We start from the raw sequence: 26,925 nt of genomic DNA on the forward strand, positions 1-26,925 counted from the left end.
TCCTCCGTTTAATTAAAGAATCTGACGAACTTCGTCCATGTTTACCGTACCCACCAGCCCTAAATCCAATTTAGTGCTATTCTCCTGCCGCACTACGCCGTCAACCTTGGCCTCTCTCAAAGGATGTATCATCAACGCTTGATCCTGTTGACTTGCGGAAACGGTGAAGTTGTAAGCGCCTTGTTCCACGACATTGCCGTCTGCGTCTTTACCATCCCATCTGAAGCTATGTATACCGGCACCCAAAAATTCGGATGAGTTGGGATCTAATTTATTGAGTTCCATTTCCCGAACGACTGTGCCACTTTTATCTTTGATGGTCACTTTGACGATATCGGCAGGTCGGTTCAGTTCAAAGCCGATTGCTGTTATGCTGTTTGCACCATCACCCACCAAAATCTCATTGCCAGGCACTATAACCCCCCGACCAATCAGTGCTACCGTCTGCATCGTGTGGTTACTGTCCATTTGCCCGACAATGGAACCCAGCGTCTTATTGAGCTTCTCAATCCCTTCAACAGTGCTGATCTGCGCAATCTGTGAAGTCAATTCACTGTTTTGCATCGGGTTGGTTGGATCTTGGTTTTGGAGCTGAGCAACCAAGATATTCAAGAAGTTATCTTTGATATCACCACTGCTTTGCGATTTTTGGTTGGTCAACTTAGTCAGTTCACCGACGGTTGAATTATCCAATGATTCATTAATAGAAGCGGTAATTCCCATAACGATATTCCTGTTACTGGCCTAGTGTCAGCGTTTTCAACATGATGGATTTGGTCGTATTCAGCACTTCAACGTTCGCCTGATAACTGCGGGAAGCGGAGATGGTATTGACCATTTCTCCAACGACATCCACATTCGGCATACGTACATACCCTTTTTCATCGGCCAGCGGATGGCCCGGCTGATATTCAAGACGGAAAGGTGAAGGATCATCCACAACTTCACTAACGCGAACACCGCCAACCTCTTGGCCTGCGGGAGCGGCGACACGAAAGACCACTTGCTTGGCACGGTATGGCTCGCCATCCGGCCCCGCAACACTGTCGGCATTCGCCATATTACTGGCGCTAACATTCAGTCGCTGAGACTGGGCAGAAAGCGCCGAACTGGCAATATCAAAAATACTAAGTAGAGACATTCCCATTATCCTTGTGACTGTAGAACTGACATCATGCTTTTGATTTGTGCATTGGTCATAGTGAGTTCAGCCTGATATTTCAGACTGTTATCTGCGAAATTGCTGCGTTCCATATCCATGTCAACGGTATTTCCATCCATAGATGTCTGGTATGGCACCCGATACAACAGGTCCATCTCCAGGCGTTTTTGAGGCTGAACGGGAATATGTCGATCGGAAGTCAGAGATAGCCCAATTCCATTCCCTGTTACACGACCATGTGCCATGACTTTTTTCAGTTGAGCAGCAAAATCGATATCACGCGCCTGATAGCCAGGGGTATCCGCATTGGCAATGTTGGCAGACAAAATTTCCTGCCGCTGGTTGCGGAGTGCCAGCGTTTCTTGTCGAAATTGAAAGGCGGCATCTAATTTATCGAGCATATTCCTCCCTCGGGTTTGTTCTGTCGGGGATAAGCCCCAAGCAGCTAACAGAATAAACGGAGAAGAAAAAGGTAATTCGAAGAATAGAAACAAATTGAATTGCTATTTATCCCATTAACGAATAATCAATCGAGTTACACTATTAACATCCAACAGGTGCTGAATATTTTTTGCAATCATGGCTCGCTAACAGGATTTAAGGTGGTGAAATGCCTGCACTAAATTTTATCGGGTTTCTTGCCTTTTTCCTTAATCTATTTTTTGTTTTCGGCAGTTCTGTCGCTTGGGGAAACAACATACCGCAATTAATAGATGACTATTTCAGGCAGATTCATCGCCCATCGAATCATAAGGTCTCAGTGGAGATCAAAACACCTGAACAACAATGGCCGACTTGTGAACACCCTGAAATACAACCGTTACTTAGCAACAAAAATTGGGGTAACCTTTCCGTTCCTGTGACTTGTGGTCAGCAACGCCGTTTTATTCAGGTTTATGTCAATGTCATCGGCCCTTATCTGGTTTCTAAGCGGGCGATTAACCGTAATACCGTCCTGACAGAACAAGATCTTCAAGTAAAAACAGGGGCCTTAGATAAGCTGCCAAACGACATAATACGTAACAGAAAGGCCATACAAAATGGTATTGCACTTCGCAACATACCTGCCGGACAATCCATCACACGCAATATGATCCGGCGTCCCTGGGCAATTAAAGCCGGACAAAATGTGGTCGTCACGGTAGATGGGCACCATTTTCAGGTGCGTTACGAAGGAAAAGCGATTAACAACGCCGCGAGTTTTGATAATATCCGTGTCCGCCTGAGCTCTGGACAGGTTATTACTGGTGAAGCTCAAGAAAATGGCAGTGTAAAAATGATGTTATAAATGGCTAAAGTTTTATTTCTTCACGCCGATATAACCAACAGACCATGATTTACAGGCATGCCAGCGGTATATCGCCTGCTACCTAAGACAAATAAATAATGCCTGATTAAAGGATTACAATTATGAGTATTGAACGCACTCAACCTCTACTGGCTATGGCTGCTTTACAGCAACGCAATGCCAATGAAGGTGCTCAAAGCACTCGCAGAATTGTGGCTGTTGCAGAAAAAAGCGCAGATACACAAGTTAAGCTGAGCGAAGCGCAGAAAAAGCTCGTTCAGCCAAGTAGTCAGGATATTAATATCCAGAAAGTACAACAACTGAAAGAAGCCATTGCAAAGGGAACCCTAACGATGGACAGCGGTAAAATTGCTGATGCTCTATTTAGGGAGGCCCTTGAAAACATGGAATATGATAAATAAACACCAAAATCTAAAGAGCCATAAATGGAAGAACTTCAACTCTTGCTTGAACAGCAAAGCGCGCACTTAAATTCGCTTTCGCAAACTATGGCAGAAGAACAGCGCATATTGAGCGAAGGCTTTATTGAAGTGAATCATTTACATCGTGTGACGGAACAAAAAACATTTTTGCTTTCAGCACTCGATCATGCTGAACGAAAACGCCAGCAGTTAAATGACACGCTAAAAATAAATGCTCCTTATGCTAACCATAAAAGGTTAGCAATATTATGGAGTCAAATTAATCAATCTGTTGAACGTATTCGTGATTTAAATTCACATAACGGATTTTTACTGGAACAACATATTGAGTTAAATAGTAAAGCAATCGCTTTTCTGAAAACTCACCACAGCCCTTCTTTTTATGGTGCAGACGGCCAAGCCCGTCATCATTCAGCGCTATCTGGCCACAAGATCAGCGTTTGAACATTCGGTTACTGCCTAGGCAGTAAGCTCTACAGACCTCTTGGTTTATTGGCAATGATAAGGGGTCTGTTTCTGTGTATCTGTATTCCCCCACCCTGATAAAAAGAAAATAATTCTCATTATACTGCCTTTTAAAGGAATATTGGCCTGCCCTTCGGGGATAGTTTCGATATATTCAATTTTTAGTCATGACTCCAAAGTGTTAATTTGATCTTTATTATGTTTTTTTAAAGGGAGATCATCATAACTGTTACGATAGAAGTTATTTGCCGATATTGTGACCAAACTGAACCGGTACGCAAGCATGAAAGTAGGTAACATCAAGACGAAAAGCTTACGACAATGTCACGTCCATTTGCGAGTTGGACGAACAAGGGTCTTTTGTCGGCAACAAAAAACAACGTCACTGTATTTGGTATATTTTTGATATAAAATAAAAAAATCCATCACTTATGTAGAAATGCTTCTCTCAAATTCTTCACCTTGCCTTGATTGATAAATCCTATCAATATATTGATCATTGATCGTGAATACCGATAGTTTTGTTGATCTTTTTTGATTCATAAGGTAAATTTTTCTTCTGCACACAGAAAACTGTGCCCAAAATCTTTTTGTTATAACACTTTATTATATTGCGTTATGCATAATAAGTAGTTTTATATTATGATTGTTATGGACATGTGAATGAAAAATAGTTTAGTTTTATCTTTTATTGCTGCAATATTGGTTTCAGTAAGTAGTATTTCTTATGCGGCCCCTTCGATAACAACGGGGGAAGTAAAATTCACGGGGAGAATTATAGAATCAACCTGCACTGTTGGTGGTAATTCTGACAAGATTGTGAACATGGGAACATATCTCAAAAGCGATATAAAAATAGCGGGAACTAAAGTTGCGGGGAGCGAAAGGAATTTTACGATCAAATTAACTGGGTGCCCTGTTGATACTTCTGTACCTATTATGATGAACGTTACATTTTCTGGGAGTAGTGAGGACACCAGAGATTCAAAGTTATTGGCATTAGACACATCTTCAAGTTCAAAAGGGATTGGCATCGGTATTTATGACAAAAGTGATGTACAAATAAATTTATCTTCCACTTACCCATTCCCTGATAAAATCAGTACATCTGATATGGAAATACCTTTAAAAGCGGCTTATGTATCTAATGGAGATACCCCTACAGCCGGAACGGCCGATGCCACGCTTAATTTTGATATATATTACAAATAAAAATTAATTATTTATAAATATTTATTCCCTGGCCGCAGAGGCATATTTATGGCTGCGACCAGGAATTATTAACATCATAAGTAGTCATGTAATAATGAAAGATAAAATAAAAAAAATATTTACATCGTATGTGTTAACGAAAAAAACAACACTTATATTTTTATTGTTTTTTATATTTCCGTCCTGGGCGGGTATAACTATTGGTGGAACCCGTGTTATTTATAAAGGAAATAAAAAAGAAACTTCAATTTCAGTGAAAAATTCTGACGAAAGCCGGCCTTATTTAATTCAGTCTTTTATCAGTACTGATTCAAAAGGAGAAAAGGCCCCTTTCATTGTGACGCCACCGCTATTTCGTTTAGATGCTGGCAAAGAAAGTATTCTTCGTATTGTCCGTATCGGCGGTAATTTACCTGAGGATAGGGAATCGGTTTTTTACCTTAATGTGAAGTCTATCCCTTCCGTACAAGAAAACGAACAGAATACTTTATTGATTGCGGTGAAAACCCGAATCAAATTATTTTATCGGCCTGAAGGCATTGAAGGTGATTCTGAAGAAGCTTATAAGACACTGACATTTCGTCGCATTGGTCACCAACTTGAGGTCAGAAATCCCAGTAATTATTATGTGACCATCGGGCAGCTCAACGTGGCCGGGAAAACCCTGACAGGTACTGACATGATCGCTCCACAAGGTGTAGCACATTTCGTTCTGCCATCTGAATCATCAGGCTTAGTCAGCTGGAATAGCATTAATAGTCATGGTGGCGTAAGCAAAGAAGTCATTAAAAACCTGCCTTAAAAAGAAGATAAAAGTTAAATATTGGGGACGAAAAATCATATTTGTTAAATATAAAAAGAGTAGCGGCACAATTATGCCAACATGTTTGCTTTCAGTCTTTATTTTATGTTTTTCCGTATTGTTATCATTGCCAGTCACGGCACAGGATTATTTTCGATTATCCGCATTGGAATTAGATGATAATCAATCGGTGATTGATTTAAGCGCATTTTCATTCCCCGGTGGTCAATTACCGGGTCAGTATCAGGTGAACATATCTCTTAACGGGAAAGAGAAAGAAACAAAACAGGTTAATTTTATTAAACTGGAAAATGGAAAACTGGCTCCACAACTAACGGTCGATGATTTAAAACAGTTTGGCGTGAAAATATCAGATTTTCCTGCGCTGATGAAACTCTCTCATGAGCAAGTTATTGATGATATTAGCGAATATATTCTACAGGCATCGACTTCATTTGATTTCTATGAGCAACGTCTGGATATCAGTATTCCACAAGCAGCTTTGGATAATCAAGCCAAAGATACTGTGGCATCACATTTATGGCAACATGGAGAGTCAGCATTTTTAATGAGCTATAATTTTAGTGGTTCGGAGAATGATAATAAAAACACAAAAAACCAAAGTTATTTTTTAAATTTACAAAGCGGAATAAATATTGGAACCTGGCGTATAAGGAATCAATCAGTTTATGACTATAATTCTGAAAAAAACAAAGGCGAGAGTCGTTTTTCATCCATTAACAGCTACATCCAACGGGACATTCCAGAACTAAAAAGCCAACTAATTCTTGGCGAAACCTTTACTAACGGAGATATATTTGAAAGCGTGCCGTTTATCGGTGCTTCTATGACATCCGATAGCTTAATGTTGCCCAGCAGCCAGCGTGGATTTGCGCCAATTATCCGTGGTATTGCTCAAACCAATGCGCGTGTAACGATTCGCCAAAATAATTACGTCATCTACGAAAGTTATGTTCCGCCGGGACCTTTCGTTATTACGGATCTTTATTCAACTTCCGGCTCTGGTGATTTGGATATCACGATCACCGAAAAAGACGGGCGGCAGCGTAAATTTGTGCAACCTTTTTCATCAGTGCCAATGATGCAGCGAGAAGGGCAATTAAAATATCAGGTTACCCTAGGGCGCTACCGTTATTCCAATGCCAATGCTGATAAACCTTATTTTAGTGAAGCGACATTTATCTATGGACTCTCTAATCGGTTAAGTTTGCTATCTGGTATTCAGGTAGCAGAAAACTACCGAGCGTTTAACGCTGGTCTGGGGATTGGTTTAGGCAATTTGGGGGCGATTTCTCTGGATATGACACAAGCAGATGCCTGGTTGCAAGAGAATGAACATAAACAAGGGCAATCGTACCGAATCCAATATACGAAAAGTATCGAGGCAACGGGAACATCCCTGACATTGGCCGGGTATCGCTATTCCACACCAGACTACTATTCATTTGCAGAGACAAATGAATATTCAATAAGAAAAGAAGCCAGCCGCGCACAAAATAAGCGTAGCCAATTGCAGCTAACCCTAAACCAGGGAATGGGGAATTTTGGCAATATTTATGTGTCTGCCTATCAGCAAGATTACTGGGGAAAACAAGGCACCAACCAATCATTATCTACAGGTTATAACATTAACCTTGCCGGGATCAGTTATGGGTTGAATCTTTCCTACGATGCCAATCATGAATCCATTAAGAATAAAGATATCCAGGCATCGTTAAACATTTCTATTCCACTGGATCAGTGGCTGCCTAATGGATGGGTAACCTACAGCATGAATAGCAATGGCCACAGTCGAGGAAGCCAACAACTGACAATGAGTGGCAGCGCATTGGACGATCATGCCTTGTCATATAGTCTCCACGGAGAGCACAGCAATAATATGGAAGGAACGAGCGGTGGTGCTTCGCTGGAATATAGCCATTCTTCTGGCCGTGTGAATTTGGGCTACAGCTACAGTGATAATAGCCAATCGCTTAACTACGGGCTGTCTGGCGGTATTGTCGCCCATCAAAATGGCATTACGTTTTCCCAATCATTAGGCGAAACCGTAGCACTGGTTAAAGCGGCCGGTGCAGCAGAAACCAAAATTTTAAATCATAGTGGAATTAAAACGGATTCACGTGGCTATGCCGTCATCCCGTCGCTCGAACCTTATACCTACAACCGGATTGCCCTGGATACTGAAATGCTGGCTGATGGCGTTGACCTTGACAATTCAGTGCAACACATTGTACCGACTCGCGGTGCCGTGGTTGCTGCCAATTTTCGTGTCCGTCAAGGGCACCGTATATTGGTGACATTACGTTACAACGGCAAACCTGTGCCTTTCGGTGCCAGCGCAACGTTAACAAACCGTGACAGTAGCGGGATTGTTGGAGATGATGGTGAGCTGTATTTGAATGCTGTCCCCGAGCAGGCAGAAATAAAAGTACAGTGGGGAAAAAATAAAAACCAACAATGTCGTGCAAAAACAGATTTATCAGTGCTACCCGAAAAGTCAGGCGTATTACTCCTGATTGCTGATTGCCGCAACTAAAAGGAATTTATCATGTTTAATTTTGAACGTAATAATCACTTTCAGATTAAAGCTAATAACTTTTTATTGGTATTATTCATTGTTATTGTCGCGGGAAGTTATTCAACACAGGGTATGGCCGCAGTATGTAAGGCTAATAGAATGCAGGAAATAGTTAAATTTGATGATATTTATGTTGACTATAAAAATTTGCCGGACATAAAACGCGCCTCCAATAACGAAATAAAGGTAAGTTGCAATATATCCGGTCAGCATATATACGTAAAATCCATGACTGGAGTAAATGTAGGCTCCCCCAGAAATAACTTTTATGAAACCAGTCTTCCTGGTGTCAGATTTAAATGGGAACTCCAACCTAATGGCGTGGTGAGTCAGGTTATGAATGTAGGCAGTTCAAGAGGGATCGGCACCGGAAACAGAGCATTGAGCAGTAAGTTTTATATCGAGATCAATGGCACTGTTCAATCAGGAACAGTCAATGAAATAATAATAACGATGGCTGATACTAAAAATAAGAATACGGTTTTCACTTATAAAATCCCTTCTTTTAACGTCACGGCAAGAACGTGTGAAATAACTACGCCGATTGTTAATGTTCCGATGGGAGCCGTATTAAAAAATCACTTTAAAAACATAGGTGATACCGCCGGTGGACGTTCTTTCGAGATTAATGTGCAATGCAAAGGATCCCCGAACGCGAATATTACCTGGGAGCCGGGAAAGACTAATACAAATGGAGTGATAAATGCTGATTCAACCTCATCAGCAACAGGGATCGGCATTCAGATGTTGGATGACAAAGACAATCCTGTGAAGTTTGGTGAACGACAAGCTCTTGGCATAATAAATTCTTTGAAGACACTGTCATATAAGGCAAAGTATTATCAAATCAGTCATATCGTCATTGCCGGTAGCGTTAATGCCACAGCCACCTTCACTGTCGATTATAAGTAATGAGCCTGTATTAGTTCAGATTCATCCATAATAAGGTGATCATCTAAACGATCACCTTATATTCATTATTTTTTCTTATCAAGACTACCTTGCACCCCCAATCGTTGCTGTCATTCTGATTTGACGATTGTCGGTGATTTCAAGATTGGACAATACAACCAATCGAGGCAATACACGGCGCAAGAAGCGAGACAACAGTGGACGAAGTGCATGGTTGACCAATAATACCGGTGGCGCTCCCAACATTTCCTGACGCTCTAATGCTTCTGCCGCCTGACGTTCCAAGCTTTCTGCCAAACCTGGCTCCAATCCACCCCCATTTTGCAATGCTTGCAGCAGCAATCTTTCCAAACCCGCATCCAAGCCAATGACTTTGATTTCATCCGCATTCGGGAACCATTGCTGAGCAATCGCCCTGCCAAGCGCGATTCGGATCATGGCAGTCAATTCATAAGGATCTTTCTGTACCGGAGCATGTTCTGCTAGTGTTTCAACAATGGTACGCATATCGCGAATCGGCACTTGTTCCGCCAGCAAGTTTTGCAAAACTTTATGCAAAGTTGTCAGGCTCACGACATCAGGAATGAAGTCTTCTGTCAGTTTCGGCATTTCCTGACTGACACGCTCAAACAATTGCTGCGCTTCCTGTCTGCCAAACAGTTCACTGGAATGCTGGGAGAGCAAATGGTTTAGGTGAGTTGCAACAACCGTGCTGGCCGCCACGACAGTATAGCCTTGCACTTGCGCCTGTTCCCTTAGACTGTCATCAATCCAGACAGCAGCCAGACCAAAGGCTGGATCTGTCGTCAAGTCACCTTGCAATTCGCCCACAGCACCACCCGGATTAATCGCTAACCATCGTCCCGGATGGGCTTCACCACGCCCAATTTCTACGCCTTTCATCATGATACGGTAGCTGGCTGGCGCCAATTCAAGGTTGTCACGAATATGCACAACGGGTGGCAGATATCCCACTTCTTGCGCGAATTTTTTGCGAATACCGCTAATACGACCCAACAATTCGCCGTTTTGGCGAAAGTCCACCATTGGGATCAAACGATAACCCACTTCCATTCCCAGTGGATCTTCCAGTTGCACATCAGACCATGAGGCTTCTGCGGTTTGTTGCTGCTCTTCTACCGCTTTCATCTCTTCATGTTGTGCCACAAGCGGATTTTTGTCCTTACGCAATAGGAAATAGCCCACGCCCGCCAAGGCTGCCGTAAATAACAAAAAGACGAAATTAGGCATTCCCGGCACCAACCCAAGCAAGCCGAGTACACCTGCACTCAACATCATGACTTTGGGATTGTTGAAAAGCTGGGTCACCATTTGCTGGCCAACATCTTCATCTGTCGCTACGCGCGTTACGATAACACCTGCTGCTGTGGAGATAATTAATGCAGGTAACTGAGCAACCAAGCCATCACCGATGGTCAACAAAGTATAGGCTTCTGCGGCATCCCCCAAAGACAAACCGTGTTGAGCAACACCAACGATCAAACCACCAACGATATTAATCACCAATATCATCAATCCGGCAATCGCATCGCCACGAACGAATTTGCTCGCACCGTCCATTGAACCGTAGAAATCCGCTTCCTGTGTCACCTCAGCACGACGCTTTTTGGCTTCATCTTCGCCGATCAATCCAGCGTTCAAATCAGCATCAATTGCCATCTGTTTACCCGGCATTCCATCCAATACAAAGCGCGCACCGACTTCTGCAATACGCCCTGCACCTTTGGTAATGACCATAAAGTTAATCAGAATCAAGATAACGAAGACCACGATACCAATGGCAAAATTACCGCCAACCAGGAAGTGACCAAAAGCTTCCACGACTTGTCCTGCCGCGGCAGATCCTGTATGTCCTTCCATCAGGATAATTCGCGTGGAAGCAACGTTAAGTGACAGGCGCAGTAAAGTTGAAAACAGCAAAATAGTCGGGAATGCAGCAAAATCCAGCGTCCGGCGGGTAAACATGGCCACCAGCAAGACCATGATGGAAAGCGCGATATTGAAAGTGAATAGTAGATCAAGCAGGAATGGCGGCAACGGCAGTACCATCATCGACAAGATCATGAGGATCAGAACAGGCCCTGCAAGCATTTGCCACTGGGAGCCTTTTATATTTCCCGATAAACGTAATAGTGAGGCCAGATTAGCCATGACGATTATTTTCTCCAGCAAAATCCAGTGCTGGCGGCACTGGCAGATTTTCAGGTTTTTTCGGTTTCAGGCCACCTTCCTGTTTCCAACGTTTCAATTGGTAAACCCAGGCAAGCACTTCTGCGACAGCAGCATATAACGCCGCAGGAATAAAGCCGCCAACCTCAGCATGGCGAAACAACGCTCGTGCCAGGGGTGGAGCTTCCAATAATGGGATGCGATTTTCCGCACCCATTTCTTTAATGCGCAAGGCAATGAGTCCTGTCCCTTTTGCCAATACTTTGGGAGCGCTCATTTTTTTGCTGTCATACTGCAAGGCAACGGCGTAATGAGTCGGGTTGGTGACAATGACATCCGCCTTCGGCACATCCGTCATCATGCGCTTACGCGCAGCCGCCCGCTGTTGTTGACGAATTCTTGCCTTTACATGTGGGTCCCCTTCTTGCTCCTTAAATTCATCCTTGATCTCCTGACGGGTCATTCTCAATTTTTTCAAGTGGCTACGGATCTGATAAAGCACATCAAACGCCACCATAGGTATCAACATAAATAAGACAAGATAACTGGCAAAAATCAGCATCATCATGGCATCGCTCAAGGCTATCAGCGGATGTTGAGCAGCCAGATTGAGCATAGTAGGCCAATTAAGCCAGATAAACAGAGCTGCACCCCCTCCCACTAGTGATGCCTTCAAGATGGCTTTGAATAATTCCGCCAGTGCATTCATGGAAAAAATTTTCTTCAACCCCGATATGGGATTCAGTTTAGCCAAGTCAAATTTGATCGATTTTGAGCTGAATAACAGCCCACCCATCAACGCTGGCGCACTGAGAGCAATCAAGACCAATCCAACAAAAACCGGCAATAATGCCCAAACCGCTTGTTTCAGTAACCGTCCGACTTGTTGCACCATCTGCTTGTCGTTACTGACCATGTGATGGTCGAAATTGAATCCTTCAAATACCATCAGGGAAAGTTCATGGGTAATCGATTCTCCACTCATCCAGAGCAGACTTACCCCTCCCGCTAACATCAGGATTGAGGTGAGTTCTTTAGAACGTGCAATTTGCCCCTCTTTGCGAGCTTTTTCCCGTTTATGAGGCGTGGGTTCTTCGGTTTTTTCGAGATCGCTATCTTCAGCCACAGCTTTCCTTGGTGAGCGTTCGTGATTACATGCAGAAAATTTGCCTTTAGGAGAGGGCAAATAAAATTGTGTTAAGCATGACAAAAGCCCAGAAATTCAATGGCGGGAACACTGCAAAATTTGCGGGGGTATTTGAGGCATTATGACAACAATCTTGAATTGAGATGGCTGGTGACAGCCATCTCAAATCGTTTTTCAATCCGTTTTAACTGACGCTTTAATATCAATACTATCGGCATTAACATCACGAATATGATCTTTCGTCAGGCGATAGACAACCGGACTAAGAAAGGCAATTGCTATCAGGTTGGGGATCGCCATCATGGCATTAAGGGTATCTGCCAGCAACCAGACAAATGTTAACGACTGAGTCGCACCAATCGGCAACGCGATAATCCAGGCGATACGGAAAGGCACTATGGCTTTTGGTCCCAATAAATATTGGATACATTTCTCACCGTAAAAACTCCATCCCAGGATGGTTGTAAAGGCGAAAATAGCCAAGGCAACCGCAACGATATAGTTGCCTCCTGGGATCACGACGGAGAAGGAGGCAGCGGTCAGTGTAGCGCCTGTTTGACCTGTCAGCCAACCACCGGTAATAACAATGGTCAAGCCCGTTACGGAACAGACAATGATCGTATCAATAAAGGTTCCCAGCATGGCAATCAAACCCTGACGAATGGGGTTTTGGGTTTTTGCCGCTGCATGAGCAATAGGTGCACTTCCCATGCCCGCTTCGTTAGAGAATACACCACGGGCAATACCAAAACGGATCGCCGCCCAAACGGCTGCACCAGCAAATCCCCCCTGCGCCGCAACGGGAGTGAAAGCGGATTTGATGATTAAAGCAAATGCATCGGGAATAGCTGTAAAATTGAGTGCCAAAACAATAACCCCTGCCCCAAAGTAACCGACAGTCATAATAGGCACTAATTTACCGGCAACATCAGAAATGCGTTTGATACCGCCAATTAACACGGCACCAACCAAAACGACCAAGATACCGGCCGTAATGGTTTTTTCAATACCAAAGTTACTTTGCAATACGTCAGCGACAGAGTTAGCTTGTACGGTATTGCCAATACCAAAACCCGCAATACTACCAAAGAAAGCAAAGAGTGTTCCCAGCCAAACCCATTTTTTACCCAAGCCGTTTTTGATGTAATACATCGGACCGCCAACGTAATTACCGTTTTTGTCAGTTTCACGGAAACGTACTGCCAATACCGCTTCTGAATATTTCGTCGCCATGCCCACCAATGCGGTCATCCACATCCAGAACATAGCTCCGGGTCCGCCCATCACAATGGCTGTCGCCACTCCCGCGATATTGCCAGTTCCGATTGTCGCTGACAATGCGGTCATTAGTGCGTTAAAAGGTGAAATCTGACCTTCACCTCGTTGTTCATTTTTTTGAAAGAGTAATTTGAACCCCGTGCCTAATTTACGGATCGGTAAGAAGGACAAGCGGATCTGCATGAAGATACCAATCCCCAGAAGCCCAATTAGCATGGGAACGCCCCATACTACCCCGTTTAGTGCAGATAACCATTGTGTAATTAATTCCATATACACCCTCGGTATTTAATATAACAAGTTGGCAACAAAATTATTTCAATTAAATAAAGAGCATTTTGGAAAAATAAGCGAGGGTTATTTGAGTATCTTTGGCAAGAAAAAATTGATACTGTGAGTTGAGTCACTCGTTATGGGTACTCTTTATCAATCTTATTGATAATAGTTCTTCTTACATCACTGATTCTGATATCTCCCCTTCCAGATTCAAATTTTTATCTCGACATTAAATAAATTAAAGGTTTTTTATAGCGAATGAACGGGTATTATTTGCTTTTCACATAGTTTCTAGAATGACTAAAGGATTATCAGTGGCAAGAGTTGGTTACATCAGAGTGTCAACAAATGACCAAAATAGTGATTTACAAAGAAATGCGTTAATCAGTATTCACTGTGAGCTGATTTTTGAAGACAAGATCAGCGGGAAGACGGCTAATCGTCCAGGGCTAAAACGTGCCTTAAAGCATCTTAAATCTGGCGATACACTGGTGGTTTGGAAATTGGATCGGCTGGGGCGTAGTGTGAAGAATCTGGTCACACTGATTTCAGAATTGCATGAACGCGGAGTTCATTTTCAAAGCCTGACTGACAGTATTGATACCAGTACGGCAATGGGAAGGTTTTTCTTCCATGTAATGAGTGCACTGGCAGAAATGGAACGTGAACTAATTGTAGAAAGAACCAATGCCGGATTAGCCGCAGCACGGGAACAGGGGCGCATCGGTGGACGGCCAGTCGTGTTTACCAAGGAAAATCGACAACAGGCCGCCAGATTACTGAATAAAGGGCATAGCCGGAAGCAGTTGTCGATTATTTACAATGTATCGTTGTCAACAATTTATAAGTATTTACCCGTAGGGAAAGTGGTGAACTAGTTTATAAAATCTTTTATCAAACTAACCCACTCTGTTGGCTTTTCAATTTGTACCGCGTGACCACTATTAATCTCTTTGTAGGTACTGTTATTAATATTCTTATAAACTTCACGTACCAGATAAGGCGGGATTAACGTATCACGGCTTAATCCAATAACCAGGGTGTTTTTATCTATTTGAGTAAGATACTCTTTTATATCTATAGCTAATCCCAAAGCAATACGTTTTTCTATCTCTTTTTCTGCCGGTTGAGCGCAGATCCGCTGTATGGTTTCATGTCCCAACGATGAGATAAATTCAGGACTCAGGGCATGTGATAAAGCGAAAGCCATCGCTGATGCTTTATCATTCAATTCTAAATGTAACCAAGTATTGAATATTAATTGGTGGCGAGGATCACTATTTGTCGCCCAAGGTGCCGTCAATATTATTTTATCAACGAGATGCGGGTATTTGGCTGCTACAACTGCCGCAACGACAGCTCCCAGAGAAACGCCAACTAAATCAACAGGAGTATGACCGCTATCTTCTATCACAGCAGCAATTTGTTCCGCCAGGTGCTCAATCGTTAATGTTTCTGACGATAGTTCAGAATTTCCACATCCTGCATAATCAGGGATTATAACGGTTCGCTCACTACTAAACGCCTTTTTTATCTCGCCAAAACTACTGTTACCACTGCTATTTGTGCCATGCAGGAAGACAATTGGTTTTTTGTGACTTTGCTTATTTTCAGGAAATTCCTGACGGTAAGAAACCAATGAATCTTTTAACTTAATGACTTTATCAATCGATTTCACAATGTTTTCCTCTGCATGACCTGAATTAATACCATCGGAGCAAGTGCTTGGGCCAGCTATCCTGCTCACCCAAGCGCAGCCAAAATATAAAAATTCCGTTCGTTAAAGCTCTTACACTCGTTATCAAAAACCTAAACTGTCCAATAAATCATCAACCTGTGCCTGGTTACTAATCACACCAGTCCCATTCTGGTTAACTTGAGGGCCGTTAAGAAGACTGTCGTTCTCTTTTTTCGCTTTAGCCATCTGGTCGGATGGCATATTTTCCATTAATACCATGACCAACTGTTTTTCCAACTCCTGAATAACTTCCATCATCCTTTTAATTACCTGCCCAGTAAGATCCTGAAAGTCTTGCGCCATCATAATCTCAAGCAATTGTGTGTTGGTAAATGAAGTATGATCAGGTACGAGATTCAGATAATTTCTCGTGTCCGTTACCAGTGAGCGAGCATCGGTCAGATCCAAATTCTTCGGATTTGCAAACCATTCATCCCAACGTTGGGTTAACGCTTTTGCTGATGCTTCCAATTCGTTCTGACAGGGCTGTGCGACTTCAACGCAGTTCAACACCCTTTCGGCCGCTTGTGCTGTCATTTGAACAACGTAATTCAATCGCTCTCTTGCATCTGGGATCGCTTCAGCCGCCTGAGCGATAGTTTGATCCAATCCCAGTTCACGTAAACTATCGCGCAGCATTCTGGTTAACTGCCCAATACGGCTGATTATCTCACTGGTTGAGATCGCCTCATCTCTCGGCATGACTGGATTCTCACTCATTTTGTCTCCTTAGAGCCCCAATTTTTCAAATATTTTATTGAGTTTCTCTTCCAAAATAGCCGCAGTAAACGGTTTCACAACATAACCGCTCGCTCCGGCTTGGGCTGCTGCAATAATGTTCTCTTTTTTTGCCTCCGCCGTTACCATCAGGACAGGTAAAGCCGCCAGTTTTTCTTCACCGCGAATCGTTTTCAACAATTCAAGGCCATCAATATTTGGCATGTTCCAGTCAGAAATGACAAAATCAAATTCGGCAGTGCGGAGTTTAGTCAACGCTTCTGCCCCATCCTGTGCTTCATCTACATTATTGAATCCCAATTCTTTCAGTAAATTACGTACAATTCGACGCATAGTTGAAAAGTCATCGACGACCAAAAATTTCAGATCCTTACTTGCCATAAAAACTCCTTGGAATTTCACTTATCCAGCAGCACAGCGCTGCAAAAATTAACATCAAATACAACTACCAAATACAACGACTAAATACGAATCGATTGCCCCGCACTGATTTTGGCTAGCATAGTTTTACTGATTTTTTGAAGATCCATGATTTCATCCACCGCCCCTAACTGGATCGCAGCCCGTGGCATGCCAAATACGACACAACTTTTTTCGCTTTGGGCCAATGTGTAAGCCCCTGCCTGCTTCATTTCCAACATGCCCGCAGCACCATCATTACCCATACCGGTTAAAATAACGCCTACCGCATTGCGCCCGGCATACTTGGCAACGGAACGAAAGAGAACATCAACAGAAGGACGATGGCGATTAACTGGCTGGGCATGGGTTATCATAATCTGATAATTAGCGCCGCTGCGGCAAAGTTCCATATGACGATCGCCAGGCGCAATGTAGGCATGTCCCGGCAGGACACGTTCCCCATCCTCAGCTTCTTTTACCGTGATCTGACTCAGTTTATTAAGTCTTTGTGCAAAAGAACGGGTGAAACCCGGAGGCATATGTTGAGTAATTAATAAAGCTGGACTGGTGATCGGCAGGGGTTGCAGCAGGTTTTTGATTGCTTCTGTTCCTCCTGTCGATGCCCCTACTGCGATGAGTTTTTCACTGGATAAGAGTGGCTTGAAATTCAATGGTGCTGTACTTGCAGATATCGGTTCTACAGGACTGATTTTAGCCTGGGCTGCGGCACGGATTTTTTCGGCAATCAATTCGCTATAAGCTAACATACCTTCTCGGATACCCAGTTGTGGCTTAGTCACAAAGTCCACCGCCCCCAGTTCCAATGCCTTCAATGTAATTTCCGAACCTTTTGCTGTCAGAGAAGAAACCATCACGACAGGCATAGGGCGTAACCGCATCAATTTCTCCAGAAAATCAATGCCATCCATGCGTGGCATCTCAACATCCAATGTTAATACCTGCGGATTGTGTTTTTTAATTAAATCACGGGCAACAAATGGATCTGGAGCACAATCCACAACTTCCATATCAGGGTGACTATTGATAATTTCCCGCATGATTTGACGCATTAACGCCGAATCATCCACACAAAGAACAGTTATTTTATTCATGACCCCTCCTTGCCCGACCTACACCGTAAACGGTCTGTCCTTGCAAGTAGAACTCTCGGCTGATTTGAGTGACGTTTTCGGAATGCCCTGCAAAGAGCAAACCATCCGGTTTTAAGAAATTGACAAAACGACGCAAGATCCTTTCCTGTGTTTTTTTATCAAAATAAATCATGACATTACGGCAGAATATTGCATCAAATTTACCTTCGAGTGCCCAATCAGAATCGAGCAGGTTCAAATGCTGAAAACTCACCAATTCAGCAAGTAAAGGACGAACCCGAGCATATCCTTCAAAGCGACCAACCCCTTTGAAAAAATATTTTTTCTTTTGGCTTTCACTCAGATACTGTAATTCTTCCAGCCGATAAACACCCCGACTGGCTTTTTCCAGCACACTGGTATCAATATCACTGCCAATGATTTTTATCCGATTTGACCGATGCCCCAGTGCATCACACAAGGTCATTGCAATAGAATACGGCTCCTCCCCCGTTGAAGCGGCAGCGCTCCAAACGCGGTACGTCCCGCCATTTTTCCTGCTGGCATGTGCCGCCAAAATAGGAAAATGATGAGATTCCCTGAAAAATGCGGTGAGATTAGTGGTCAATGCATTAATGAAAGATTCCCATTCTTTACTGTGACTGTCTTGTTCCAGAATCGACAGATATTGACCGAAATCATTAAGTCCCAATAGACGAAGCCGCCTGACTAAACGGTTGTATACCATCTCACGCTTATTTTTTGCCAGTACTATGCCAGCCCGTTGATAAATAAACTGGCAGATGCGCTCAAATTGCGCATCCGACAAAGCATGTCGCTGAAGCATAAAGTTCAGCGACACAGTAGCATCAGTATCTGAAGCTATTGAATTGGCTTTCATCTGACCTCAGCGTAGTTGATTTACAACATGCTCATCAGTCATGTTTGATGTAGCGGTCGTTTGATGATCGTACTCATCGTCCAAATTGTCAGGCAGTTCAAATTGAGCAACGGTTTTTACCAACATGTCTGCCTTGTCTTCAAGCGCAGCAGCGGCAGCGGCAGATTGTTCCACCAATGCAGCATTTTGCTGTGTGACTTGATCCATCTGGCTGACGGCTTGAGCAACTTGATGAATGCCACGGCTCTGTTCATCAGAAGCAGCCGCAATTTCAGCCATTAAATCAGTCACCTGGTTCACCGACCTAACCAACTCATCCATCGTTTGTCCCGCATTATTCACCAATTCTGAACCCTGGTTAACACGATGGACAGATTCATCGATTAAGGTTTTGATTTCTTTCGCCGCTTCGGCACTACGTTGTGCCAAGTCACGGACTTCACCGGCGACAACAGAGAATCCACGTCCCTGTTCGCCAGCCCGTGCCGCTTCAACGGCAGCATTCAGTGCCAGGATATTGGTCTGGAACGCAATACCATCAATAACACTGATAATGGCGCTGATTTTCTTCGAACTTTTGGCGATTTCATCCATAGTTGCCACAACACTTGTGGTTAATTCGCCACCTTTTGAAGCAGTCTGAGAAGCCGATACCGCCAGTTCGCTGGCTTGACGCGCATTTTCTGCATTCTGTTTAACGGTAACCGTCAACTCTTCCATACTGGCAGCCGTTTCTTCCAGTGATGCGGCCTGTTGCTCTGTACGTGAAGATAAGTCCGTATTACCTTGAGTGATCTCTTGAATGCCAGAATACATCTGGTTGGTATTCTCACGCACGGCAGCAATGGATTTGGCTAATGATGCCTGCATGTCACGCAGCTTGCGGAAAATATCACCAATTTCATCATCGGTGAACACGGCAATTTCCTTATCCAAACGCCCTGCCGCTACATCCTGGAAGCACGTTCTCATATTCGAAAACGGTCTGAGCAGGTTACGTTTCATCCACCAATTAGCGGCGACTGAAACAACAAATACCATCAAGATGGCGCCAAAAAACATGGCAATGGATACTTTGTAGTAGAATTTTCCCTCAGAAACGGCTGAGTTAATGTTAGCGCCGAGAAACTGCATATAATTGTTAAATGCAATTTCCATCTTACGCTGGTAATCTTCTGTAGGTTGATCAAGGAAGGCCTGAAAATTACCTTCATAAAGATAAGTTTTTAGCTCTTTTAATGCGTTGATATATTCTTGATAAGAATGCTCAACCGCAATTAATAAAGCTGCACCCTGATCAGTTTGTTCCATCCGAGGTAGTGAACTGAATTTGGCAAAATTCCGGTCTGCGTCATTCATTGAGCCTTTGAGTAACGCCTCCATTGTCTCTATCTGCGCTTGTGGCTGCCCCACTTTCTGGGCAATTGCGATTTTGTTCAAAGTATTACGCGTTTGCAACAATGCCGACCAACTCAATCCCAGGGTATCTCTCCGTTGAGTTCCCAGATCAATTCTTTCGATATATGTCTGGTCTGTATGAATTATTCCTAGAGACAAACCACTCGAAATAATTTGCATAACACAAAACATCATCAGTAACAGATACAAACTGGTTGATATGCGAAGCTTGCCTAACATGTAATCACCTCGTTTAACGGCTGCATAATGCAGCCGTGGTTATCGCTAGTATTTTTTTAGAATGTTTCCCAATTAGAGGGATCTTCCACATTGCTGTCTTTCTTCAGCACGGGAGGATTTGTCTTATTAGCTGGAGGAGTCGACGATTTTGTCGCCGATAAAACTTCATGTTTTCTTTTCTCAGGCTGCTTCCTTTCTGCCTGCTCCGGTAACTGGAACATCGCAACCGCCTTGGTCAATATCTTGGCCTGCTCTTCCAATGCCGCCGCCGCAGCAGCAGACTGCTCAACCAATGACGCATTTTGTTGTGTAACCCTATCCATTTCGGAAATAGCGACACCAACTTGCGTGATCCCTCTACTTTGTTCATCAGAAGCCGATGCAATTTCCCCCATAATGTCAGTCACGCGGGTAACAGAATCGACAATTTTGTGCATGGTTTCGCCAGCGCTTTCTACCTGCATGGAACCGGTATCTGTACGATTTACCGAGTCTTCGATTAACGATTTGATCTCTTTAGCTGCTTCTGCACTACGCTGTGCCAGATTGCGCACTTCACCTGCCACCACGGCAAAACCACGGCCATGTTCACCGGCACGGGCAGCTTCCACGGCAGCATTAAGGGCGAGAATATTGGTTTGGAAGGCAATGGCATCAATGACGCCAGTGATATCAGAGATCTTACGAGAACTGTCCGCTATTTCATGCATGGTCTGAACGACATTAGCCACCACTTTACCTCCCTGACGGGCGATTTCAGAGGCGTTGTCAGCCAAGTTACTGGCTTGACGGGCATTATCAGCATTCTGTTTTACCGTCGCAGTCAACTGTTCCATACTGGCAGCTGTTTCTTCTAACGAAGCCACTTGTTGTTCAGTACGGGAAGAAAGATCGTTGTTACCCGCGGCAATTTCGCTGGTGCCGGTATAGATGGTTTCAGTACTTTGATGAACACTTCTGACTGTATTGATCAGTTCTTCCTGCATGTGTCTCAAGCCAACGGCTAACATACCCATCTCATTATTGCCAGTGACCGTGATCGCCTGAGTCAAGTCCCCTCTTGAGAAGGCCCTAATATTATCCAACAGTTTATGCAATGGATTGATCAATGCCTTACGTAAGCCAATCCAGCTTATTCCCATGACGACGACCAGCAGAGTCATCACAAAGATCAACGAAGCAACGATATTACTGTAAGTTTGGTCAGCTTCCTGTGATACTTGCTCATAAAATTTTGCGCTCTGGGAAAGATAAAAGTTAAATTCCACATTAAACGCGTTCTGATAATCCGTCGTTTTCTGGAGAAAAAACGCTTCAAACTTGTCATGCGCTAGCATGTTATCTAACTCTTTAAGCGCATTAAGATAATCATTGTGGGTCTGTTTTAGACGTTGCAGGTGTTCTGGATCATAGAAAGACAATTTTTCAGTCTGTTCATATTTCTCGAAGAGACGTTCAGCACGGGCAATATTAGCCTTAGCTTCTGCCAGAGCATCATCAACTTTATAACTACCTTCAACACCGCGATTTTTCATCATGTACATGATGCCAACACGGTTCAGGTTATTACGGGCTTGCAACAGGTTAACCCAGCTCTCATCCAGATAGATTTGCTGCTCTCGCATTTTATCTATTAAGTCAAAGGCTTCTATATCATTCTTCAACCCTTTGAAGAACAATCCCCCGGAGATAAGTTGCAAAGCACCAAACAATATGATGACTGAGATTAATCCCGTCACTATTTTCATTCGGTTAAACATAACTTCCCTTTTTTACTAAATTTCTATGCCGATTTTTAGAATTACAGATAGTTATCGGCACACTTAAAGGGAACTTTACGTATAATTCTAAAAATTGATTTTTTACGGTATTTTTTTGATCTAAAACAAAGGGGCTGCTATTTTTTATTGCAGTAGCCCCAAAATATCCATCTTTACATCAACCTTTGGCGACTGAATCAACTAATGCCATTTCTTCACTATTGAGAAGCTTTTCGATATCAACCAGAATCAGCATCCGTTCATCAATAGAACCCAGCCCCGTTAAATATTCTGTTGATAAAGTGACCGCAAATTCTGGTGCAGGACAAATCTGATCTTCTTTCAAGGACAGCACGTCAGACACACCATCAACCACAATCCCAACAACACGGTTAAGCAAATTCAGGACAATCACAACAGTGTTGTCGTTATAGGTGACATCTTCCTGTGAGAATTTGATCCTCAAATCGATGATAGGAACGATCACCCCACGCAGGTTGGTGATCCCCTTGATAAAAGCAGGCGTGTTTGCAATGCGGGTAACTTGGTCATAGCCGCGAATTTCCTGTACTTTTAATATCTCAATTCCATACTCTTCATCACCCAAAGTGAAAACCAGATATTCCTTTCCGGTCGTTTCTCCCGATAATTTATTAAATTCTTCTATGGCCGACATGATGTTACCTTTTAGTGTGAAATGTTTTGCGCTGAGCCAATTGTTCGTGGTTAAGTTTTTGCAAAGCAGGAATATCAATGATGAGCGCAACGCTACCATCCCCCATAATGGTGGCCGCCGAAATACCCGGTACTTTGCGGTAATTGCTCTCGATATTTTTAACAACAACTTGATGTTGCCCCACCAGTTTATCCACCAGCAAGGCATAACGGCGTCCGGCACTTTGCACAATAACAGCAATGCCTTTCGTTGGATCAGTGATTCCATTAGAGATATCGAATATGCGATACAGTTCAAGCAGAGGTAAATATTCCCCACGTACTAGCAATAGTTTTTCATCACCCGCCAATGGATAAATATCTTCCTCTTGTGGTTGCAATGAACTCACTACGGCACTCAGAGGCAGGATGAAAACTTCCTCATTGACTCTGACTGACATACCATCCAGTATCGCTAATGTCAGTGGCAGCAAAATGCGAATGACAGTTCCCTTTCCTGCCTGGAAATTAATCTGAATTTGCCCGCCCATATCCTGAATATTGCGTTTGACCACATCCATGCCAACACCACGGCCAGAAACATCAGTGACCACTTCTGCGGTAGAAAAACCGGGAGCAAAAATCAGCATGGCCACTTCTTCATTGCTCATATTTTCACTGACGCTTAAGCCCTGAGATTGTGCTTTTGCTAAGATCTTTTCACGGTTCAGACCTGCTCCATCATCAATAACTTCAATACAAATATTTCCACCTTGATGCTCTGCTGCCAGCGTCAAATTACCCGTCTCTGGTTTACCCGCCGCAAGGCGTTTTTCCGGACTTTCGATACCATGATCAAGGCTGTTACGTACCAGGTGAGTTAGAGGATCGATAATCCGTTCAATTAAACTCTTATCCAGTTCTGTCGAACTGCCAATGAGTGTCAATTCCACTTTTTTATTGAGTTTTCCAGCCAAATCCCGCACCAAACGTGGGTAACGGCTAAAAACGTATTCCATCGGCATCATGCGAATTGACATGACGGATTCTTGCAAGTCACGGGAATTTCGCTGCAATTGAGCCATACAGCTCAACAATTCACTGTGTTTGGTCGGTTCCAGACCGTTACAATGTTGGGCCAGCATAGATTGGGTAATGACCAATTCACCCACTAAATTGATAAGCTGATCAACTTTTTCTACAGCAACACGAATACTGGATGATTCCGCACGTTGGCGTGGCGATCCCGCTGCCGGGCGGGGCGCCGGACGCCCAACTTCACGTACATCTGTTTTTTTCGGAGCATCCGTCAGCTGTGGATTATTTGTAATTGTCGTATTTGTTGCTGTGGTAGTATTTTTTACTGTATTGTTGTCTGTTGTACTATTTTCTGCCGCAGTTTTTACCGTATCCGTTTTTACTATGGCATCTACAGCATCACCTTTGACTACAGCTGTATCTTGTTCTGTTTCAGTGTTCGCGCCTTCTGACTGAGACTCATTTGTTGGTAAAAAAGTGATTTGCTCTGGCTCAATGACAAAGCACAATACAGCCGTAATATCATCTTCTGTTGCAGATGTGATCAATGAGGCTTCAAGGCTGTTGGTAGTCTGTTCTACATCATAAATCTCACCAAGATGCCCCAATTCGTCCTTCATTAAACTGACTTCGCGTTCTTTCAATCCAGATAAATGAACACGGATCTGTCCATGATTGGATTTGTCGGCTGAAGTATGCCTCTCCTCTGGCTGATTTTCTTCGGGCTGAACCGATGCTACTGCCTGTTTTTCCTCCACTTCATTTACAACATCTTCCGTGACAAGTTCAGCATGAATCTCAGGAATTGCAGCAAAAAATTCTTTTTCCTGCTGCCCTTGTTGTAGTTCTAATGCAAGCTGACGCAGTGTCTCGCAGATATAATTGAATGTGTCTTCATCCGGCTCCTGAGAACTTTTATAGGCATCCAATTGTTGCTGCATAATATCTTTCGCTTCTAAAAACAGGTTGATAATGTCAATGGTCAAACGTATTTCATCACGTCTGGCGCTATCGAGCAGATTTTCCAAAACATGTGTGGTCTGTTGCAGCTTGGTAAAACCAAAAGTCGCAGCGCCCCCCTTAATGGAGTGAGCGCTGCGAAATATTGCGTTTAACTGCTCATGATCAGGCTCATCGGCATCAAGCAACAATAAATGCTGCTCCATATCAGCCAATAGTTCATCTGCTTCATCAAAGAAAGTTTGATAAAACGCGGTAATATCCATCGTTACTTACTCTGTCATCTTATTATCACTCGGCGGTTCAGCCGATGGCTGTTCCGATTTTGTGATTTCATGTTTTATGATCACATGGAATTGTTCGGCAGGTTGCTGAGCAGCCACTCCCTCATTTGAATCCATTCTGATGACTTCTTGCATATCCATACTATTGTTAGCGGTCATGGCGTTACCGCCACTATTTTCCTGCTCAATCCTTTTTTCTGCATCTTTATTGAGTACAATAATGCTGATACGACGGTTAACCGGCGCATTAGGATCGATATCTTTCTGCATACTAACAGTAGATGCCATACCCACAACTCGCAGAACTTTGGCTTCATCCAAGCCACCTATCAGCAATTCACGCCTTGATGCATTGGCGCGATCGGAAGAAAGCTCCCAGTTACTGTAACCCCGCTGACCGTTAGCATACTGTAAATTATCGGTATGACCAGAAAGACTGATTTTGTTTGGAATATCGTTCAAAATCGGCGCAATTGCCCGCAAGATATCACTCATGTAACTTTCGACGTTCGAACTGCCAATCATGAACATCGGGCGATTTTCTCGATCGATAATCTGAATACGTAAACCTTCATCCATCATGTCAATCAATAGATGAGGACGCAGCTCTTTAAGGCGAGGATCGGTAATAATCAATTGGTCTAGTTGCTGGCGTAATCGATTTAAGCGGCGAGTTTCTTCTTTAGCTTCAACAATATTAAATTGACGGAAAACTTCCCCATCCTGTTGGGAAATATCATCCCCACCCCCAGGGATCGGATTGGTGCTATCGCTGCTTTTCTGTCCCTGATTAATCGCTACTTTTAAAGGAGTACGGAAATACTCAGCAATGCTAGTCAATTCCTGCGGACTGGCTATCGATATCAACCACATAACCAGAAAGAATGCCATCATTGCAGTCATAAAATCAGCATAAGCAATCTTCCATGATCCACCGACATGGTTCGAATCATGTTTTTTACGCTTCTTTATTCTGACGACAGAAACATTATTCGCTCTCATAATTATTCTTCAACTTCTTGTTGTACAGGGGATTTAACCCGACGAACATGTTCTTCCAGTTCTGTGAATGAAGGACGATCTGTGAGGAATAACGTTTTACGACCGAATTCAACTGCAATTTGCGGTGCATAACCATGCAAACTGGAAAGCAGTGTCACTTTGATGCATTGCATCATTTTGACCTGCTCACTGCTGCGTTGACGAAGGAGTGTTGCCAGAGGGGAAACGAAACCATAAGACAATAAGATCCCAAGGAATGTTCCCACCATCGCATGTGCGATCAACACGCCCAATTCTCCTGCCGGACGATCCGCAGATCCCAATGCATGAACGACGCCCATAACAGCCGCAACAATCCCGAATGCAGGCAGTGAATCCCCTACCATCGCCAAACTCGTCGCGGGTACTTCACTTTCTTGTTCGTAAGTCTCAATTTCTTCATCCATCAAGGCTTCAATTTCATGAGGATTCATGTTACCGCTGATGATCAGGCGCATATAATCAGTAATAAAATCCATCAAATACTGATCTTTTAACAAACGAGGATACTGGGTGAAAATGTCGCTTTGGTGTGGATTTTCAATATCTCGCTCCAAAGCCAGCAGCCCATGCTGACGAGATTTGGACAACAGGCGAAACTGCAACGCCATAAGATCCATATACATCGCCTTGTTGTATTTTGATCTGCGTAATACTTTTGGTAAAACACGCAGTGTTGCCTTTATCGCCTTGCCATTATTGCCCACGATAAAAGCGCCAATTCCCGCCCCTGCAATAATCAAAAATTCCGCTGGCTGATAAAGTGCGCCCATGTGACCACCGACAAGTAGGTAGCCACCAATTACCGCACCAAAAACCACGATATATCCTAAAAGTACTAACACGCGATATCCTTTAGCTAAGTTGGTGAGCAGATGGGATCTGAACAGAGAGAATCGATAAATG

25 protein-coding genes are annotated in these 26,925 nt (G+C 43.5%); 8 read left to right on the plus strand and 17 right to left on the minus strand.

Going from position 1 to position 26,925, the window contains the following annotated elements; all coding sequences use genetic code 11:
• Positions 1-12 precede the first annotated feature (12 nt).
• The 3 genes from IQ209_RS01515 to flgB are packed head-to-tail and all read right to left on the minus strand — an operon-like array spanning position 13 to position 1,563.
• The gene (locus IQ209_RS01515; RefSeq protein WP_193848339.1) at positions 13-723 is read right to left on the minus strand and encodes a flagellar hook assembly protein FlgD; all 711 of its coding nucleotides are present in this window, start codon (positions 721-723) and stop codon (positions 13-15) included.
• Positions 724-736: 13 nt separating this feature from the next.
• On the minus strand, positions 737-1,141 hold the full coding sequence (gene flgC, locus IQ209_RS01520) for a flagellar basal body rod protein FlgC (protein WP_047770689.1): 405 nt from the start codon (positions 1,139-1,141) through the stop codon (positions 737-739).
• Positions 1,142-1,146: 5 nt separating this feature from the next.
• Positions 1,147-1,563, minus strand: a complete 417-nt coding sequence (gene flgB, locus IQ209_RS01525) for a flagellar basal body rod protein FlgB (protein WP_193848340.1) — start codon at positions 1,561-1,563, stop codon at positions 1,147-1,149.
• A 209-nt stretch (positions 1,564-1,772) separates the two neighbouring features.
• Between flgB and flgA the strand changes: the two genes are divergently transcribed.
• The 7 genes from flgA to IQ209_RS01560 all read left to right on the plus strand — a co-directional run bounded on the left by flgA (position 1,773) and on the right by IQ209_RS01560 (position 8,883).
• Entirely contained in the window at positions 1,773-2,450 is a 678-nt protein-coding gene (gene flgA, locus IQ209_RS01530) for a flagellar basal body P-ring formation chaperone FlgA (RefSeq protein ID WP_193848342.1), read from the plus strand.
• Between the two features lie 122 nt (positions 2,451-2,572).
• On the plus strand, positions 2,573-2,872 hold the full coding sequence (flgM, locus tag IQ209_RS01535) for a flagellar biosynthesis anti-sigma factor FlgM (protein WP_074024373.1): 300 nt from the start codon (positions 2,573-2,575) through the stop codon (positions 2,870-2,872).
• A gap of 24 nt (positions 2,873-2,896) precedes the next feature.
• Positions 2,897-3,337: a flagella synthesis protein FlgN gene (locus IQ209_RS01540; protein ID WP_193848344.1), complete on the plus strand. Its 441-nt coding sequence runs from the start codon at positions 2,897-2,899 to the stop codon at positions 3,335-3,337.
• A 684-nt stretch (positions 3,338-4,021) separates the two neighbouring features.
• Positions 4,022-4,570 carry a fimbrial protein gene (locus tag IQ209_RS01545; RefSeq protein WP_193848346.1) on the plus strand — a complete coding sequence of 183 codons (549 nt, stop codon included), beginning with the start codon at positions 4,022-4,024 and terminating at the stop codon, positions 4,568-4,570.
• A 94-nt stretch (positions 4,571-4,664) separates the two neighbouring features.
• Positions 4,665-5,372 (plus strand): molecular chaperone, encoded by a 708-nt coding sequence (locus tag IQ209_RS01550; protein WP_193848348.1) that lies wholly within the window; start codon positions 4,665-4,667, stop codon positions 5,370-5,372.
• Between the two features lie 73 nt (positions 5,373-5,445).
• Positions 5,446-7,929, plus strand: a complete 2,484-nt coding sequence (locus IQ209_RS01555; RefSeq protein WP_193848350.1) for a fimbria/pilus outer membrane usher protein — start codon at positions 5,446-5,448, stop codon at positions 7,927-7,929.
• A 12-nt stretch (positions 7,930-7,941) separates the two neighbouring features.
• Complete coding sequence (locus tag IQ209_RS01560) at positions 7,942-8,883, plus strand: fimbrial protein (protein ID WP_193848352.1); 942 nt, start codon at positions 7,942-7,944, stop codon at positions 8,881-8,883.
• Positions 8,884-8,967: 84 nt separating this feature from the next.
• On the opposite strand, the gene flhA is transcribed toward IQ209_RS01560, so the two are convergent.
• From flhA to IQ209_RS01575, 3 genes are all read right to left on the minus strand, one after another.
• The gene (gene flhA / locus IQ209_RS01565; RefSeq protein ID WP_193848354.1) at positions 8,968-11,055 is read right to left on the minus strand and encodes a flagellar biosynthesis protein FlhA; all 2,088 of its coding nucleotides are present in this window, start codon (positions 11,053-11,055) and stop codon (positions 8,968-8,970) included.
• Positions 11,048-12,199 (minus strand): flagellar biosynthesis protein FlhB, encoded by a 1,152-nt coding sequence (gene flhB, locus IQ209_RS01570; RefSeq protein ID WP_193848356.1) that lies wholly within the window; start codon positions 12,197-12,199, stop codon positions 11,048-11,050. The genes flhA and flhB overlap by 8 nt, the downstream gene beginning before the upstream one ends.
• Positions 12,200-12,394: 195 nt before the next feature.
• Positions 12,395-13,771, minus strand: a complete 1,377-nt coding sequence (locus tag IQ209_RS01575; protein ID WP_193848358.1) for a sodium:alanine symporter family protein — start codon at positions 13,769-13,771, stop codon at positions 12,395-12,397.
• 317 nt (positions 13,772-14,088) lie between these two features.
• On the opposite strand from IQ209_RS01575, the gene IQ209_RS01580 reads away from it, so the two are divergent.
• Positions 14,089-14,652: a recombinase family protein gene (locus IQ209_RS01580; protein ID WP_339378855.1), complete on the plus strand. Its 564-nt coding sequence runs from the start codon at positions 14,089-14,091 to the stop codon at positions 14,650-14,652.
• Here IQ209_RS01580 and IQ209_RS01585 read toward each other — a convergent pair.
• The 11 genes from IQ209_RS01585 to motA form a co-directional block, all read right to left on the minus strand.
• A complete protein-coding gene (locus IQ209_RS01585; protein WP_339378856.1) occupies positions 14,649-15,452 on the minus strand; it encodes an alpha/beta hydrolase in 804 nt (267 codons plus the stop codon). The genes IQ209_RS01580 and IQ209_RS01585 overlap by 4 nt on opposite strands.
• Before the next feature lie 123 nt (positions 15,453-15,575).
• Complete coding sequence (gene cheZ / locus IQ209_RS01590) at positions 15,576-16,232, minus strand: protein phosphatase CheZ (RefSeq protein WP_193848362.1); 657 nt, start codon at positions 16,230-16,232, stop codon at positions 15,576-15,578.
• 9 nt (positions 16,233-16,241) lie between these two features.
• On the minus strand, positions 16,242-16,631 hold the full coding sequence (gene cheY / locus IQ209_RS01595; RefSeq protein WP_193848364.1) for a chemotaxis response regulator CheY: 390 nt from the start codon (positions 16,629-16,631) through the stop codon (positions 16,242-16,244).
• An 80-nt stretch (positions 16,632-16,711) separates the two neighbouring features.
• On the minus strand, positions 16,712-17,764 hold the full coding sequence (locus tag IQ209_RS01600) for a chemotaxis response regulator protein-glutamate methylesterase (RefSeq protein WP_193848366.1): 1,053 nt from the start codon (positions 17,762-17,764) through the stop codon (positions 16,712-16,714).
• On the minus strand, positions 17,757-18,644 hold the full coding sequence (gene cheR / locus IQ209_RS01605; RefSeq protein ID WP_193848368.1) for a protein-glutamate O-methyltransferase CheR: 888 nt from the start codon (positions 18,642-18,644) through the stop codon (positions 17,757-17,759). Before cheR ends, IQ209_RS01600 begins: the two co-directional genes overlap by 8 nt.
• A 6-nt stretch (positions 18,645-18,650) precedes the next feature.
• Entirely contained in the window at positions 18,651-20,282 is a 1,632-nt protein-coding gene (locus IQ209_RS01610; RefSeq protein WP_193848370.1) for a methyl-accepting chemotaxis protein, read from the minus strand.
• 56 nt (positions 20,283-20,338) lie between these two features.
• Positions 20,339-22,042, minus strand: coding sequence for a methyl-accepting chemotaxis protein (locus tag IQ209_RS01615; RefSeq protein WP_193848372.1), 1,704 nt, complete (start codon positions 22,040-22,042; stop codon positions 20,339-20,341).
• Between the two features lie 178 nt (positions 22,043-22,220).
• Entirely contained in the window at positions 22,221-22,718 is a 498-nt protein-coding gene (cheW, locus tag IQ209_RS01620) for a chemotaxis protein CheW (protein WP_074019720.1), read from the minus strand.
• Between the two features lie 4 nt (positions 22,719-22,722).
• Entirely contained in the window at positions 22,723-24,960 is a 2,238-nt protein-coding gene (gene cheA / locus IQ209_RS01625; protein WP_193848374.1) for a chemotaxis protein CheA, read from the minus strand.
• Between the two features lie 6 nt (positions 24,961-24,966).
• Positions 24,967-25,980 (minus strand): flagellar motor protein MotB, encoded by a 1,014-nt coding sequence (motB, locus tag IQ209_RS01630; RefSeq protein WP_193848377.1) that lies wholly within the window; start codon positions 25,978-25,980, stop codon positions 24,967-24,969.
• 2 nt (positions 25,981-25,982) lie between these two features.
• A complete protein-coding gene (gene motA / locus IQ209_RS01635; protein WP_193848379.1) occupies positions 25,983-26,864 on the minus strand; it encodes a flagellar motor stator protein MotA in 882 nt (293 codons plus the stop codon).
• Positions 26,865-26,925: the final 61 nt, after the last annotated feature.

Origin of the sequence: Xenorhabdus sp. BG5 (assembly GCF_015163665.1) — a bacterium.
In the GTDB taxonomy this organism is placed as follows: Bacteria; Pseudomonadota; Gammaproteobacteria; order Enterobacterales; family Enterobacteriaceae; genus Xenorhabdus.

Bases quoted from the DNA above. Each gene is read 5' to 3' on its own strand.
- IQ209_RS01540 (WP_193848344.1), top strand. From the start codon at position 2,897: ATGGAAGAACTTCAACTCTTGCTTGAACAGCAAAGCGCGCACTTAAAT.
- IQ209_RS01610 (WP_193848370.1), bottom strand. From the start codon at position 20,282: ATGTTAGGCAAGCTTCGCATATCAACCAGTTTGTATCTGTTACTGATG.
- IQ209_RS01575 (WP_193848358.1), bottom strand. From the start codon at position 13,771: ATGGAATTAATTACACAATGGTTATCTGCACTAAACGGGGTAGTATGG.
- IQ209_RS01545 (WP_193848346.1), top strand. From the start codon at position 4,022: ATGAAAAATAGTTTAGTTTTATCTTTTATTGCTGCAATATTGGTTTCA.
- IQ209_RS01600 (WP_193848366.1), bottom strand. From the start codon at position 17,764: ATGAATAAAATAACTGTTCTTTGTGTGGATGATTCGGCGTTAATGCGT.
- IQ209_RS01515 (WP_193848339.1), bottom strand. From the start codon at position 723: ATGGGAATTACCGCTTCTATTAATGAATCATTGGATAATTCAACCGTC.
- flgM (WP_074024373.1), top strand. From the start codon at position 2,573: ATGAGTATTGAACGCACTCAACCTCTACTGGCTATGGCTGCTTTACAG.
- cheY (WP_193848364.1), bottom strand. From the start codon at position 16,631: ATGGCAAGTAAGGATCTGAAATTTTTGGTCGTCGATGACTTTTCAACT.
- flhA (WP_193848354.1), bottom strand. From the start codon at position 11,055: ATGGCTAATCTGGCCTCACTATTACGTTTATCGGGAAATATAAAAGGC.
- IQ209_RS01550 (WP_193848348.1), top strand. From the start codon at position 4,665: ATGAAAGATAAAATAAAAAAAATATTTACATCGTATGTGTTAACGAAA.
- IQ209_RS01555 (WP_193848350.1), top strand. From the start codon at position 5,446: ATGCCAACATGTTTGCTTTCAGTCTTTATTTTATGTTTTTCCGTATTG.
- flgA (WP_193848342.1), top strand. From the start codon at position 1,773: ATGCCTGCACTAAATTTTATCGGGTTTCTTGCCTTTTTCCTTAATCTA.
- IQ209_RS01615 (WP_193848372.1), bottom strand. From the start codon at position 22,042: ATGTTTAACCGAATGAAAATAGTGACGGGATTAATCTCAGTCATCATA.
- flgC (WP_047770689.1), bottom strand. From the start codon at position 1,141: ATGTCTCTACTTAGTATTTTTGATATTGCCAGTTCGGCGCTTTCTGCC.
- cheZ (WP_193848362.1), bottom strand. From the start codon at position 16,232: ATGAGTGAGAATCCAGTCATGCCGAGAGATGAGGCGATCTCAACCAGT.
- IQ209_RS01560 (WP_193848352.1), top strand. From the start codon at position 7,942: ATGTTTAATTTTGAACGTAATAATCACTTTCAGATTAAAGCTAATAAC.
- cheW (WP_074019720.1), bottom strand. From the start codon at position 22,718: ATGTCGGCCATAGAAGAATTTAATAAATTATCGGGAGAAACGACCGGA.
- cheR (WP_193848368.1), bottom strand. From the start codon at position 18,644: ATGAAAGCCAATTCAATAGCTTCAGATACTGATGCTACTGTGTCGCTG.
- cheA (WP_193848374.1), bottom strand. From the start codon at position 24,960: ATGGATATTACCGCGTTTTATCAAACTTTCTTTGATGAAGCAGATGAA.
- flgB (WP_193848340.1), bottom strand. From the start codon at position 1,563: ATGCTCGATAAATTAGATGCCGCCTTTCAATTTCGACAAGAAACGCTG.
- motB (WP_193848377.1), bottom strand. From the start codon at position 25,980: ATGAGAGCGAATAATGTTTCTGTCGTCAGAATAAAGAAGCGTAAAAAA.